At 67.1% G+C, this 12777-nt stretch carries 14 protein-coding genes; 11 read left to right on the forward strand and 3 right to left on the reverse strand.

Annotated elements, in window-relative coordinates; genetic code table 11:
- Positions 1 to 122: 122 nt before the first annotated feature.
- Positions 123 to 1157 (reverse strand): type IV pilus twitching motility protein PilT, encoded by a 1035-nt coding sequence (gene pilT / locus ACW9UL_RS21080; protein WP_021443775.1) that lies wholly within the window; start codon positions 1155 to 1157, stop codon positions 123 to 125.
- 74 nt (positions 1158 to 1231) lie between these two features.
- Here pilT and ACW9UL_RS21085 point away from each other — a divergent pair, with 74 nt between their 5' ends.
- The 11 genes from ACW9UL_RS21085 (at position 1232) to ACW9UL_RS21135 (ending at position 10419) form a co-directional block, all read left to right on the forward strand.
- A complete protein-coding gene (locus ACW9UL_RS21085) occupies positions 1232 to 1927 on the forward strand; it encodes a YggS family pyridoxal phosphate-dependent enzyme (RefSeq protein WP_457788180.1) in 696 nt (231 codons plus the stop codon).
- 18 nt (positions 1928 to 1945) lie between these two features.
- Positions 1946 to 2764, forward strand: a complete 819-nt coding sequence (gene proC, locus ACW9UL_RS21090) for a pyrroline-5-carboxylate reductase (protein WP_457788181.1) — start codon at positions 1946 to 1948, stop codon at positions 2762 to 2764.
- Positions 2765 to 2773: 9 nt separating this feature from the next.
- Entirely contained in the window at positions 2774 to 3367 is a 594-nt protein-coding gene (locus tag ACW9UL_RS21095) for a YggT family protein (protein WP_021443772.1), read from the forward strand.
- A gap of 1 nt (position 3368) precedes the next feature.
- Positions 3369 to 3668 carry a DUF167 domain-containing protein gene (locus tag ACW9UL_RS21100; protein WP_457788182.1) on the forward strand — a complete coding sequence of 100 codons (300 nt, stop codon included), beginning with the start codon at positions 3369 to 3371 and terminating at the stop codon, positions 3666 to 3668.
- Positions 3669 to 3891: 223 nt separating this feature from the next.
- Complete coding sequence (locus ACW9UL_RS21105; RefSeq protein WP_457788183.1) at positions 3892 to 5874, forward strand: dynamin family protein; 1983 nt, start codon at positions 3892 to 3894, stop codon at positions 5872 to 5874.
- 96 nt (positions 5875 to 5970) lie between these two features.
- Positions 5971 to 7110, forward strand: a complete 1140-nt coding sequence (gene metX / locus ACW9UL_RS21110) for a homoserine O-succinyltransferase MetX (RefSeq protein ID WP_457788184.1) — start codon at positions 5971 to 5973, stop codon at positions 7108 to 7110.
- A 2-nt stretch (positions 7111 to 7112) separates the two neighbouring features.
- Positions 7113 to 7709: a methionine biosynthesis protein MetW gene (gene metW / locus ACW9UL_RS21115; protein WP_122109633.1), complete on the forward strand. Its 597-nt coding sequence runs from the start codon at positions 7113 to 7115 to the stop codon at positions 7707 to 7709.
- 27 nt (positions 7710 to 7736) lie between these two features.
- The gene (locus ACW9UL_RS21120) at positions 7737 to 8153 is read left to right on the forward strand and encodes a DUF4426 domain-containing protein (protein WP_021442009.1); all 417 of its coding nucleotides are present in this window, start codon (positions 7737 to 7739) and stop codon (positions 8151 to 8153) included.
- Complete coding sequence (gene rdgB / locus ACW9UL_RS21125) at positions 8150 to 8746, forward strand: RdgB/HAM1 family non-canonical purine NTP pyrophosphatase (RefSeq protein ID WP_457788185.1); 597 nt, start codon at positions 8150 to 8152, stop codon at positions 8744 to 8746. The genes ACW9UL_RS21120 and rdgB overlap by 4 nt, the downstream gene beginning before the upstream one ends.
- Positions 8743 to 9927, forward strand: a complete 1185-nt coding sequence (gene hemW / locus ACW9UL_RS21130; RefSeq protein WP_457788186.1) for a radical SAM family heme chaperone HemW — start codon at positions 8743 to 8745, stop codon at positions 9925 to 9927. The genes rdgB and hemW overlap by 4 nt, the downstream gene beginning before the upstream one ends.
- 168 nt (positions 9928 to 10095) lie before the next feature.
- The gene (locus ACW9UL_RS21135) at positions 10096 to 10419 is read left to right on the forward strand and encodes a DUF3392 domain-containing protein (RefSeq protein ID WP_457788187.1); all 324 of its coding nucleotides are present in this window, start codon (positions 10096 to 10098) and stop codon (positions 10417 to 10419) included.
- A 123-nt stretch (positions 10420 to 10542) separates the two neighbouring features.
- Here the strand turns inward: ACW9UL_RS21135 and ACW9UL_RS21140 are convergent, their stop codons facing one another.
- A complete protein-coding gene (locus tag ACW9UL_RS21140) occupies positions 10543 to 11886 on the reverse strand; it encodes a DUF1329 domain-containing protein (RefSeq protein ID WP_457788188.1) in 1344 nt (447 codons plus the stop codon).
- Between the two features lie 173 nt (positions 11887 to 12059).
- Positions 12060 to 12776 (reverse strand): tRNA (guanosine(46)-N7)-methyltransferase TrmB, encoded by a 717-nt coding sequence (gene trmB / locus ACW9UL_RS21145; protein WP_021442004.1) that lies wholly within the window; start codon positions 12774 to 12776, stop codon positions 12060 to 12062.
- Position 12777: the final 1 nt, after the last annotated feature.

The following is a 12777-nucleotide window of genomic DNA, read 5'->3' on the forward strand; positions in this document are numbered from 1 at the left end:
TTCTCGCAGCTTGGTGTGCAATGCCGTTCGGCAGCCATCTGCCGAATCGTAGGAGCGAGCTCTGCTCGCGAACAGGGTAACGCCAAAAGCTTCGCTCGCGATGCTCGCTCCTACACCAGTTCCTAGAGGCTTTCCGGACTCTTGGCCTTCTCGCGCGCGCTGTCGCGGCTGACCAGGCCCTTGGCCACCAGGGTCTTGAGGCAGGCGTCGAGGGTCTGCATGCCCAGCGAGCCACCAGTCTGGATCGCCGAGTACATCTGCGCCACCTTGTCCTCGCGGATCAGGTTACGGATCGCCGGGGTGCCGATCATGATCTCGTGGGCCGCCACCCGGCCGCCACCGATCTTCTTCAGCAGGGTCTGCGAGATCACCGCCTGCAGCGATTCGGAGAGCATGGAGCGGACCATGGATTTTTCTTCGGCGGGGAACACGTCGACCACCCGGTCGATGGTCTTCGCCGCGCTGGTGGTGTGCAGGGTGCCGAACACCAGGTGGCCGGTTTCCGCGGCGGTCAGCGCCAGGCGGATGGTTTCCAGGTCGCGCATCTCGCCGACCAGGATGATGTCCGGGTCTTCCCGCAGCGCCGAACGCAGGGCCTCGGAGAAGCCGTGGGTGTCGCGGTGCACCTCGCGCTGGTTGACCAGGCACTTCTTCGACTCGTGAACGAATTCGATCGGGTCTTCGATGGTGAGGATGTGGTGGTACTTGTTGCTGTTGAGGTAGTCGAGCATCGCCGCCAGGGTGGTCGACTTGCCCGAGCCGGTGGGACCGGTGACCAGCACCAGGCCGCGCGGCACGTCGGTGATCTTGCGGAATACCTCGCCCATGCCGAGGTCTTCCATGGTCAGCACCTTCGACGGAATGGTCCGGAACACCGCACCGGCGCCGCGGTTCTGGTTGAAGGCGTTGACCCGGAAACGCGCCACGCCCGGCACCTCGAAGGAGAAGTCGGTCTCGAGGAACTCTTCGAAGTCCTTGCGCTGCTTGTCGTTCATGATGTCGTAGATCAGCGCGTGCACCTGCTTGTGGTCCAGCGGCGGCAGGTTGATCCGGCGTACGTCGCCGTCGACGCGGATCATCGGCGGCAGACCGGCCGAGAGGTGCAAATCCGACGCGCCTTGCTTGGCGCTGAAGGCAAGCAGCTCGGTAATATCCATGGGACTCCCCAATTACAAGCAAGCAGGTAGAATGCCGCGAACCCTCAAACGGCCGGGCTGATAGAGCGCAGGTAATGTCCACGATAGCAGAGAATATTGCAAAGGTCGGAGCGCGCATCCGTGAGGCGGCGCAAGCCTCGCAGCGCAATCCGCTGGATATCGGCCTGCTCGCGGTGAGCAAGACCAAACCCGCCGCAGCCATCCGCGAAGCCCATGCCGCCGGCCTGCGCGACTTCGGCGAAAACTACCTGCAGGAAGCCCTGGACAAACAGGCCGAACTGACCGACCTGCCCTTGATCTGGCACTTCATCGGCCCCATTCAGTCGAACAAGACCCGGCCCATCGCCGAGCATTTCGCCTGGGTACACTCCGTGGATCGCCTGAAGATCGCCCAACGCCTGTCCGACCAGCGCCCGGCGCAGCTGCCGCCGCTGAATATCTGCCTGCAGGTCAACGTCAGCGGCGAGCCCAGCAAGTCCGGCTGCAGCCCGGACGAGCTCCCGACCCTGGCACAGGCGGTTACACAACTGGCCAACCTGCGCCTGCGCGGATTGATGACAATCCCCGAGCCGACCGACGACGTCGCCGCCCAACACCAAGCCTTCGCCCGCCTGCGCCAGTTGCGCGATGATCTGGCACTGAACCTCGACTGCCTGTCCATGGGCATGAGCCATGACCTGGAGGCCGCCATCGCCGAGGGTGCCACCTGGGTGCGCATCGGCACCGCGCTGTTCGGCGCCCGCGATTACGGCCAGTCCGCCGCCCACTGATATAAAGGAAGCCACCGCATGAGCAACCCGATCATCACCTTCGTCGGCGCCGGCAACATGGCCGCCAGCCTGATCGGCGGCCTGCGCGCCCAGGGCACCCCGGCCAGCGCGATCCGCGCCAGCGAACCGAACGCCGAGCAGCGCCAGCGCCTGCACGCCGAGCACGGCATCGCCCTGTTCGAAAGCAATGCCGAGGCCATCGCCGGCGCCGAGCTGATCGTCCTGGCGGTCAAGCCGCAAGTGATGAAGGCGGTGTGCCTGGACCTGGCGCCGCACCTGCAACCCGGCCAGCTGATCGTCTCCATCGCCGCCGGCATCGGCTGCGCCAGCCTGGAGCGCTGGCTGGGCCAGCGCCCCGTAGTGCGCTGCATGCCCAATACCCCGGCGCTGCTGCGCCAGGGCGTCTCCGGGCTGTACGCCAACGCCCGGGTCAGCGCCGCACAGAAGGCCCAGGCCGAACAGCTGCTGAGCGCCGTGGGCCTGGCCCTGTGGCTGGACGACGAAGCGCAGCTCGACGCGGTGACCGCGGTGTCCGGCAGCGGCCCGGCCTATTTCTTCCTGCTGATCGAGGCCATGACCGCCGCCGGCGAGCGGCTCGGCCTGCCGCGTGAGACCGCCGCCCGCCTGAGCATCCACACCGCGCTGGGCGCCGCGCGCATGGCCAGCGAGAGCGATGTCGACGCCGCCGAGCTGCGCCGCCGCGTGACCTCGCCGAACGGCACCACCGAGGCGGCGATCAAGACGTTCCAGGCCGGCGGCTTCGAAGCGCTGGTGCAACAGGCGCTGAATGCCGCCGCCAACCGTTCGGCCGAACTGGCCGAGCAACTGGGTCAATAAGGAGTTTGCATGTCCGGATTCATCGAAGCCCTCATCTACATCATCCAGACCCTCGGCAGCCTGTACCTGCTGATCGTGCTGCTGCGCTTCATCCTGCAACTGGTGCGCGCCGATTTCTACAACCCGCTCAGCCAGTTCATCGTCAAGGCCACCCAGCCGCTGCTGACCCCGCTGCGCCGGGTGATCCCCGGCATCGCCGGACTGGACCTGGCCTCGCTGGTGCTGGCCATCCTGGTGCAGCTGCTGCTGATGCTGGTGACCCTGACGCTGATGGGCTACAACGCCGGCGGCTTCCTCCTGCAACTGCTGGTGTGGTCGGTGATCGGCGTCACCTCGCTGTTCCTCAAGGTGTTCTTCTTCGCCCTGATCGTCAGTGTGATCCTCTCCTGGGTCGCCCCGGGCAGCTACAACCCCGGCGCGCAACTGGTCAACCAGATCTGCGAGCCGGTGCTGGCGCCGTTTCGCAAGCTGCTGCCGAACCTCGGCGGCCTGGACATCTCGCCGATCTTCGCCTTTATCGCGATCAACCTGGTGGACCGCTTCGTCATCGGCAACCTGGCCGCCATGACCGGCCTGCCGCCGATGCTCAGCCCCTTCCTGTGAGATGAGCTGGTACCGCTGGGACGGCGAGGACCTGATCCTCGACTGCCACCTGCAGCCCAAGGCGAGCAGCGATGGGTTCGCCGGACTGCACGGCGACCGTCTGAAGATCCGCCTCACCGCGCCGCCGGTCGAGGGCCAGGCCAACGCCCAGTTGCAGACCTTCCTGGCCAAGGCCTTCGGCGTGGCGAAAAGCCAGGTGAGCCTGGAGAGCGGCCAGCTGAACCGCCACAAGCGCCTGCGCATCCAGGCCCCGCGCTGCCTGCCGGCGTTGCCGGGACTGGCGCGGCCCGGCAGCGCATGACCGTCCGGCGCCCGCAACGACCGCTCGGCGCTCGCCACCGGCCGTAAGGCGGGACTGGGCAGGCGGGCGATTGACGGCCGCCGCGGCCACCGCATAATGCGGGGTATTCAGGCGAACGCCGTGCGTTCTGGCGGCAAACCGACGCGAACCGTCGCCCAAGCGGTGCCGGTCGCCAGCGCCCCGACCACCAGCCGCCGCACGCGTTGCCCAGAGGAGAGCCAGGATGAGCATGGAACGTCTCAGCCAGCAGGTCGATGCCTACGTCGCCTGGAAGCGCGAGCTGATGCGCGAGATCACCCGCTACCGCAGCTGGCTGGAGCACAATCGGCTCAACTCCGAGGCGGTGCAGGCCAAGCTCGAACGCGCACTCAAGCTGCTGCGCACCGACCACATCACCCTGGCCTTCGTCGGCGAGTTCTCCCGCGGCAAGACCGAACTGATCAACAGCCTGTTCTTCTCCGAGTACGGCCAGCGCATGCTGCCCTCGCATGCCGGGCGCACCACCATGTGCCCCACCGAGCTGTTCTTCGACCCGCGCTCGGAGCGCTCCTACATCCGCCTGCTGCCGATCGAGACGCGCACCGCCTCGGCCAGCGTCGCCCAGTTCAAGCGCATCCCGCGGCACTGGGTGAACATCCCTCTGGACACCAGCGACCCGGCCAACATGGCCCTGGCCTTCAGCCAGGTGGCCAAGACCAAACCGATGCCGGTGGAGCAGGCGATCCAGCTCGGCTTTCACCCGGACATGCTCGAAGGCACCGGCAAGCGCGGCCAAGTGCTGGTGCCGGCCTGGCGCCACGCCATGGTCAACTTCGACCACCCGCTGCTGCGCCAGGGCCTGCGCATCCTCGACACCCCGGGCCTCAACGCGCTCGGCAGCGAGCCGGAACTGACCCTGTCGATGCTGCCCAGCGCCCAGGCGATCATCTTCCTGCTGGCCGCCGACACCGGCGTCACCGCCAGCGACATGAGCATCTGGCAGCAACACATTCGCCAGCTCGACGAAGACACCCAGACCTGCCTGTTCGCCGTGCTGAACAAGATCGACGTGCTGTGGGACGACCTGGCCGGCGAAGCCTTCGTGCAGAACGCCATCGGCCAGATCCAGGCCGCCACCGCGCGCCAGCTGGGCATCGGCAAGGACGAGGTGCTGCCGCTGTCGGCCAAGCAGGCGCTGCTGGCCAAGGTGCGCAAGGACGAGGAACTGCTGGCCCGCAGCCAGATGGCCAACCTCGAGACCCTGCTCTGCGAACGCATCGTCGCGCAGAAGGAGCGCCTGATCGAAGACCGCGTGGTGCGCCAGGTGCTGGCCCTGCTCAACAACAGCCAGCACGTGCTGGGCCTGCGCCTGGAGAAGGTCGGCGAACAGCTCGCCCTGCTCGGCAACCACCAGCAGGACAACGGCCAGCTGCTGTTCGAGCTGACCGCCAAGACCAAGGAAGACCACAGCCTGCACCACAAGCGCCTGCTCGGGCTGAAGACCAACCAGCGCCTGGTCCAGCGCCAGGGCGAGCTGCTGCGCCACGCCGCGCGCGCCGAACGCCTGGAAGAACACCTGGACCAGGTCCGCCGCAACCTCACCGGCAGCTGGACCACGCTGGGCATCAACCAGGCCATCCTGCACTTCTTCCGCGCCGTGGAGCACGACCTGCACGGCCTGGAGCAGGAAGCCGAGATGGCCAACAAGATGGTCGCCGCCATCTACCGCCGGCACAACGAGGACAACCCGCTGCACGGCGTCGACGCACCGCAGTTCCAGGCCCAGCGCTACCTGCGCGAGCTGAAGAAACTGCAGGCCAAGGGCGACCAGTTCCGCCTGCACGTCAAGACCCTGCTCACCGAGCAGCGCAGCCTGACCCGACGCTTCTTCGCCACCCTCGCCCAGGAGGTGATCGGCCTGCACCAGCGCCTGCGCCGGGACGCCGAACAGTGGGCCGGCGACGCCCTGATGCCGCTGATGCAGCACACCCTGGAACACAAGCAGATGCTGGAAACCCATATGCTGCGGCTCAAATCCCTGGCCCAGGAAACCCAGCAGACGCGCAAGCGCAGCCAGCAACTGGCGCACTACCAGCAGGAGCTGGAACAGCAACTGGCCCAGGCCGCCGACATGCTGCGCATCCTCCGTCGCCCGGCGCCGGTGCAGCGCCAGGGCAAGGTGGTCAGCCTGCCCTCGGCGATAGGCGCGCAGGCCGGCGGCGAATAGCCGCGCACTGTGGCCGGAGCGGGCGCCAGCTCGCTTGCCGCTGCCGGCGGCGCTCTTTAGACTGGCGCCCTCCTCCGATTCGATAGCAGCGCCTCAATGCCCACTGCCTTTCCCGAAGATTCCGTAGGCCTGGTCAGCCCCCAGGTGCAGCGCTTCAGCGAGCCGCTGGCGCTGGCCTGCGGACGCAGCCTGGCCGAGTACGAACTGGTCGTCGAAACCTACGGCGAACTGAATGCCGCACGCAGCAACGCGGTGCTGATCTGCCACGCCCTGTCCGGCCATCATCATGCCGCCGGCTACCACAGCCCGGACGACCGCAAGCCCGGCTGGTGGGACAGCTGCATCGGTCCCGGCAAGCCGATCGACACGCGCAAGTTCTTCGTCGTCAGCCTCAACAACCTCGGCGGCTGCAACGGCTCGACCGGCCCGAGCAGCGCCAACCCGGCCACCGGCAAGCCCTACGGCGCCGACTTCCCGGTGATGACCGTGGAGGACTGGGTGCACAGCCAGGCGCGCCTGGCCGACCGCCTGGGCATCGCGCAGTGGGCCGCGGTGATCGGCGGCAGCCTCGGCGGCATGCAGGCCCTGCAGTGGAGCATCAGCTACCCCGAGCGCGTGCGCCACTGCCTGGCGATCGCCTCGGCGCCCAAGCTGTCGGCGCAGAACATCGCCTTCAACGAAGTCGCGCGCCAGGCCATCCTCACCGATCCGGAGTTCCACGGCGGGCATTTCCAGGAGCGCGGCGTGATCCCCAAGCGCGGCCTGATGCTGGCGCGCATGGTCGGCCATATCACCTACCTGTCCGACGACGCCATGGGCGAGAAATTCGGCCGCGGCCTGAAGAGCGAGAAGCTCAACTACGACTTCCACAGCGTCGAGTTCCAGGTCGAGAGCTACCTGCGCTACCAGGGCGAGGAGTTTTCCGGGCGCTTCGACGCCAACACCTACCTGCTGATGACCAAGGCGCTGGACTACTTCGACCCGGCCGCCGCCCATGACGGCGACCTGGCCAAGACCCTGGCCGCGGCCCAGGCGGATTTCTGCGTGATGTCCTTCACTACCGACTGGCGTTTCTCCCCGGCCCGCTCGCGGGAGATAGTCGATGCGCTATTGGCGGCGAAGAAGAACGTCTGCTACCTGGAGATCGACGCGCCGCAGGGCCACGACGCCTTCCTCATGCCGATCCCGCGCTACCTGCAGGCGTTCGGCAGCTACATGAAGCGGATCGAGGTATGAGCATGCGAGCGGATCTGGACATCATCCAGGAATGGATCGCCCCGGGCAGCCGCGTGCTCGACCTGGGCTGCGGCGACGGCGAGCTGCTGGCCTGGCTGCGCGAGCACAAGCAGGTGGCCGGCTACGGCCTGGAGATCGACGCGGAGAAGATCGCCACCTGCATCGAGCGCGGGGTCAACGTGATCGAGCAGAACCTCGACGAGGGCCTGGGCAACTTCGCCAGCGACAGCTTCGACGTGGTGGTCATGACCCAGTCGCTGCAGGCGCTGCACTACCCGGACAAGGTGCTGGCGGAGATGCTGCGGGTCGGCAAGACCTGCATCATCACCTTCCCCAACTTCGGCCACTGGCGCTGCCGCTGGTACCTGACCACCAAGGGCCGCATGCCGGTGTCGGATTTCTTGCCCTACACCTGGTACAACACGCCGAACATCCACTTCTGCACCTTCGAGGACTTCGAGCGCCTGTGCCACGCCCAGGGCGCGCGGGTCGAGGAGCGCCTGGCGGTGGATCGCGATCACCGCCACGGTTGGGCCAGTCGAGTCTGGCCTAATCTATTGGGTGAGATCGGCATCTATCGCATCAGCGGTGCGAACTGAGCCATCGCCTGCCCGAGGAGAACCATCATGCGTCGCATCATCCCCTTCCTGATCGCCCTGTGCCTGGCCCTGCCGGCCGTCGCCGAACGCAAGCAGAGCTTCGGCGATCTCGACGTGCACTACAGCGTGTTCAACTCCAGCTTCCTGCAGCCGGACATCGCCGCGGCCGCCGGCCTGACCCGCAGCAAGACCCAGGGGGTGGTCAACGTCGCCGTGCTCAAGGCCGGCAAGGCCAGCACCGCGCAGGTCGGCGGCCAGGTGAAGAACCTCCTCGGGCAGATCACGCCCCTGACCTTCAAGCAGGTCACGGAAAGCGGCGCCATCTACTACCTGGCGCAGTTCCCCTTCTCCAGCCGCGAGGTGCTGAGCTTCACCCTCGAGGTGCAGCAGGGCGGCAACCCGCACAGTTTCAGCTTCAACCAGGAAATGTTCCCCGACGAATGACAGCCTTCAACGAACTGGTGCTGGCCAGCCACAACGCCGGCAAACTCAAGGAACTGCAGGCCATGCTCGGCGACGCCGTGCGCCTGCGCTCGATCGGCGAATTCTCCAGCGTCGAGCCGGAGGAAACCGGCCTGTCGTTCGTCGAGAACGCCATCCTCAAGGCACGCAACGCCGCACGCATCTCCGGCCTGCCGGCGCTGGCCGACGATTCCGGTCTGGCGGTGGATCATCTCGGCGGCGCGCCCGGCATCTACTCGGCGCGCTACGCGGACGGCCGGGGCGATGCGGCGAACAACGCCAAGCTGCTCGATGCCCTGAAAGATGTGCCGGACGCCGAGCGCGGCGCCCAGTTCGTCTGCGCCCTGGCCCTGGTACGGCACGCCGACGACCCGCTGCCGATTCTCTGCGAGGGCCTGTGGCACGGCCGCATCCTGCATCAGGCGCGCGGCGAGCAAGGTTTCGGCTACGACCCGCTGTTCTGGGTGGAGGACTGCCAGCGCTCGGCCGCCGAACTGCCGGCGGCGGAAAAGAACCGCCTGAGCCACCGCGCCCGCGCCATGGCCCTGCTCAAGCAGCGGCTGGGGCTGGCGTGAGCCAGCACCCTGCGCCCCACTCCCCCGGCGCTGGGGAACGGGGCTTCGAGCTGCCGCCTCTGGCGCTCTATATCCATATCCCCTGGTGCGTGAAGAAGTGCCCCTACTGCGACTTCAACTCCCACGCGGCCGGGCCGACGCTGCCGGAAGAGGAGTACGTCGACGCCCTGCTGGCCGACCTCGACGCCGACCTGGGCCAGGTGCATGGCCGGCCGCTGAGCTCGATCTTCTTCGGCGGCGGCACCCCCAGCCTGTTCTCCGACCGCGCCCTGGGCCGCCTGCTGGAAGGCGTCGAGCGCCGCGTGGCGTTCACCGGCGACATCGAGATCACCCTGGAAGCCAACCCCGGCACCTTCGAGCAGGCCAAGTTCAAGGGCTACCGGGCGCTGGGCATCAATCGCCTGTCGATCGGCGTGCAGAGTTTCCAGGAGGCCAAGCTCAAGGCGCTGGGGCGCATCCACGACGGCAGTGAAGCGATCCGCGCCGCCGATATGGCGCGCGCCGCCGGCTTCGACAACTTCAACCTCGACCTGATGCACGGCCTGCCCGAGCAGAGCCTCGAGGATGCCCTGTTCGACCTGCGCACCGCCATCGCCCAGGCGCCGACGCACCTGTCCTGGTACCAGCTGACCATGGAGCCGAACACGCTGTTCTGGAGCCAGCCGCCGGTGCTGCCCGAGGACGACCTGCTGTGGGACATCCAGGAAGCCGGCCAGGCCCTGCTGGCTGCCGAGGGCTACGCCCAGTACGAGGTGTCCGCCTACGCCCAGCCCGGCAAGCAGGCGCGGCACAACCTCAACTACTGGACCTTCGGCGACTTCCTCGGCATCGGTGCCGGCGCCCACGCCAAGCTCAGCGACCCGCACGGGCGCATCCTGCGCACCTGGAAGACCCGCCTGCCCAAGGACTACCTGGACGCGGCCAAAGCCTTCCAGGCCGGCGAGCGTCTGCTCGGCGCCGACGAGCTGCCCTTCGAATTTCTCATGAACGTGCTGCGCCTCACCGACGGCGTGCCGGCGAGCCTGTTCACTGAGCGCACCGGTCTGCCCCTGGCCAGCCTGGACGCCGCCCGCACCGAAGCGCAGGCGCGCAAGCTGCTGCGCACCGAGCCCGAGCGGCTGTGCGCCACCGCCGAGGGCCAGCTGTTTCTCAACGATTTGCTGCAACACTTCTTGCCCTGACCGCCCGGATGGCTAACAGGCCGTTGAAAAACGTAGGCGAGGCAGCCAGTGCAAGGCAAAAACAGGCGAGGAAGCGGAGTTTACAGGCTGTAAATGAGCATTCCGAGCCTGTTTTTAACGCAGCAATGGCAACGTAGGTAGTTTTTCAACAGCCTGTAAGGACCCCGGATGGATCTCGTACTAGACCTGATCGTCACCCTCTCGCGCTGGAGCCGCAGCCACCTCGGCGACATTTCCCTGGCCATCATGGCCACCCTGCTGGTGCTGTTCGGCCCGACCATCAACGCCTGGGTCCAGCGCACCATCGGCAACCTCAACTTCGTCCTGCGCACCCTGCTGTTTGTGGTGTTCTGCGCGGTCGGCTACGGCCTGGCCATCGTCTTCCTCACCCCCTGGCTGGCCAAGGGCCTGGCGCATTTCAACAACTTCACCCTGGCGCCGGTGCTGATCCTGATCTTCGTGGTGATCGGCATACTGGCCGACCGCAACTAAGGCCGGCCGCAGCGCATACCGAGTAACGGCGCCAACCAGGCCCAACACCGCCATAAAAAACGCCGCGACCCGGTAAAGGCGTCGCGGCGTTTCGCTCGAACATGCGGCCTGCGGCCGCGCGCCTCAGTTGCCTTCGCGGCGCAGCGCCTGCGGGGTGAAGTCGCGCGGGGTCAGCTTGGCGTCGAAGTCGTACATCTTCTCGTTGTTGTCCAGACCGTCGGCGAAGTAGCGGCTGCCCTTGAAGTCGTAGATGGTCTCCAGGGTCGAGCCGAACATCGGCACCTCGTAGTAGCTGATCGGGTGAGCTTCCTGCAGGCCGATCAGTTCGCCGTGCCTGTCGTACAGGTCGACGGCGAGGATCTGCCAGCTGTCCTCGTCCAGGTAAAAGCGGCGCTTGGCGTAGGGATGGCTGAAACCGGTGCGCAGGTCCGCTTCGACCACCCAGACGCGGTGCAGCTCGTAGCGCAGCAGCTCGGGATTGACGTGCTTGGCCTGGAGAATATCGCCGTAGGCGATGCCCTTCTGGTGCACGGCGTAGCTGTTGTAGGGCACCAGCATCTCGCGCTTGCCCAGCAGCTGCCACTCGTAGCGATCCGGCGCGCCGTTGTAGGCGTCGACCTGGTCGGCGGTGGCCATGCCGTTGGTGTCCGGCTGCAGGGTGTCGTAGGCCAGCATCGGCAGGCGCCGCACGCGGCGCTCGCCGCGGTTGAAGCGCCAGGCCTTGCGGATGGCGAGAATCTGGTCGAGGGTCTCCTGCACCACCAGGGCCGAACCGGCCAGCTTGGCCGGCGCCACCACCTTGTACTTGTAGTAGAACAGGGTGTTGTCCAGGTCCTGCGGCGCGACGCCGTCGCGACCGTAGAGGAAATAGATGTCGCGCTCGAGCTTGAGCAGGTTGTAGCTGCCGTTGCTGAGCACCGCGGCCTGGTTGGTGGCCATGCTGATCTGGTCGCCACGGTAGCGCATGATGTGGTTCCAGATCGCTTCCTGGCCGTTCTGCGGCAACGGGAAGGGCACGCCGGAGGCGGCGCCCTGCACGCCGTTGCCGCCGGAGATCAGCTCGGCGTTGAGCGCGTTGAAGCGGGTGGCATCGTAGATGCGCTGCGGCGCCGCGGCGCTGCGCCGGGTGGGGAACACCCGCAGATAGTAGCCGGGGTTCTGTTGCAGCAGGGCCTTGAGCCCCAGCGGCAGCTGTTGTTCATGCTGCGCCAGGTTGCCGGCGTCGACCCGATACTGCACGGCGTCGGCGGCATAGGGATCGGGGTGGTGCATGCCCGGCTGGTAATTGGCCGGCGGCGTAGCCAGGCCGCCGCTCCAGGCGGGAATGGTGCCGGCGGCATTGCCGCCGCGTTCGCCGCCCAGCGGTGTCAGCTCCTGGCCCAGGCGCGCGGCCTGGCTGGCATCGACCTTGGCCTGGGCCTGCAGGGCCAGGGCGCTCAGCAGCAGAATGGAAACCGATCTCAACACAATGCTCTCCTCACGGCGCCGCGGCAGCGGCGTCGCTGTTATCCGCGCAGCCCGCGGCCACGCTTATCGTTTTGTTGTGTCTGCGGTGAGGTGCCGTCCTGGCCGTCGGGTTATCCCGATCTGCTTAGGCGTCCTGCCATTTTTGGCGAAGCGGTGGGGATGTGCAGCGGTGATCACTCCTGGCGCTGGAACTTGAGGTCCCATACGCCATGACCGAGGCGTTCGCCGCGGCGCTCGAACTTGGTTACCGGGCGCTCCTCGGGGCGCGGCACGTAGCTGCCGTCGGTGGCCAGGTTGCGGTAGCCCGGCGCGGCGTTCATCACCTCGAGCATGTGCTCGGCGTAGTTCTCCCAGTCGGTGGCCATGTGCAGCACGCCGCCGATCTTCAGCTTGCTGCGCACCAGCTCGGCGAAGGCCGGCTGAACGATGCGCCGCTTGTGGTGCCGGGCCTTGTGCCAGGGATCGGGGAAGAACAGCAGCACGCGATCCAGGCTGGCATCGGCCACGCACTGGCGCAGCACTTCCAGGGCATCGCAGCTGTACACCCGGACGTTGCTCAGGTTCTGCGCCATCACCCCGTTGAGCAGGGCGCCGACGCCGGGCTTGTGCACCTCGACGCCGATGAAGTCCTGCTCCGGCGCGGCGGCGGCCATCTCCAGGGTGGAATGGCCCATGCCGAAGCCGATCTCGAAGGTGCGCGGCGCGCGGCGCCCGAACAGCTCGTCGAAATCGCGCAGGCCGTCTTCCAGCTCCAGGCCGAACAGCGGCCAGCCCTTGTCCAGGCCGCGCTGCTGACCCTCGGTCATGCGCCCGGCGCGCATCACGAAGCTCTTGATGGTGCGGAGCCGGCGACCGTCTTCGGTTGTTTCGGGCTGTTGCGTGTCAGTCATG

The sequence above is a fragment of the Pseudomonas sp. PL-6 genome, assembly GCF_054110165.1.

What these genes read in the sequence shown, in the direction of transcription:
- pilT (WP_021443775.1), bottom strand. Translation starts at nt 1,157, where the DNA reads ATGGATATTACCGAGCTGCTTGCCTTCAGCGCCAAGCAAGGCGCGTCG.
- ACW9UL_RS21085 (WP_457788180.1), top strand. Translation starts at nt 1,232, where the DNA reads ATGTCCACGATAGCAGAGAATATTGCAAAGGTCGGAGCGCGCATCCGT.
- proC (WP_457788181.1), top strand. Translation starts at nt 1,946, where the DNA reads ATGAGCAACCCGATCATCACCTTCGTCGGCGCCGGCAACATGGCCGCC.
- ACW9UL_RS21095 (WP_021443772.1), top strand. Translation starts at nt 2,774, where the DNA reads ATGTCCGGATTCATCGAAGCCCTCATCTACATCATCCAGACCCTCGGC.
- ACW9UL_RS21100 (WP_457788182.1), top strand. Translation starts at nt 3,369, where the DNA reads ATGAGCTGGTACCGCTGGGACGGCGAGGACCTGATCCTCGACTGCCAC.
- ACW9UL_RS21105 (WP_457788183.1), top strand. Translation starts at nt 3,892, where the DNA reads ATGAGCATGGAACGTCTCAGCCAGCAGGTCGATGCCTACGTCGCCTGG.
- metX (WP_457788184.1), top strand. Translation starts at nt 5,971, where the DNA reads ATGCCCACTGCCTTTCCCGAAGATTCCGTAGGCCTGGTCAGCCCCCAG.
- metW (WP_122109633.1), top strand. Translation starts at nt 7,113, where the DNA reads ATGCGAGCGGATCTGGACATCATCCAGGAATGGATCGCCCCGGGCAGC.
- ACW9UL_RS21120 (WP_021442009.1), top strand. Translation starts at nt 7,737, where the DNA reads ATGCGTCGCATCATCCCCTTCCTGATCGCCCTGTGCCTGGCCCTGCCG.
- rdgB (WP_457788185.1), top strand. Translation starts at nt 8,150, where the DNA reads ATGACAGCCTTCAACGAACTGGTGCTGGCCAGCCACAACGCCGGCAAA.
- ACW9UL_RS21135 (WP_457788187.1), top strand. Translation starts at nt 10,096, where the DNA reads ATGGATCTCGTACTAGACCTGATCGTCACCCTCTCGCGCTGGAGCCGC.
- trmB (WP_021442004.1), bottom strand. Translation starts at nt 12,776, where the DNA reads ATGACTGACACGCAACAGCCCGAAACAACCGAAGACGGTCGCCGGCTC.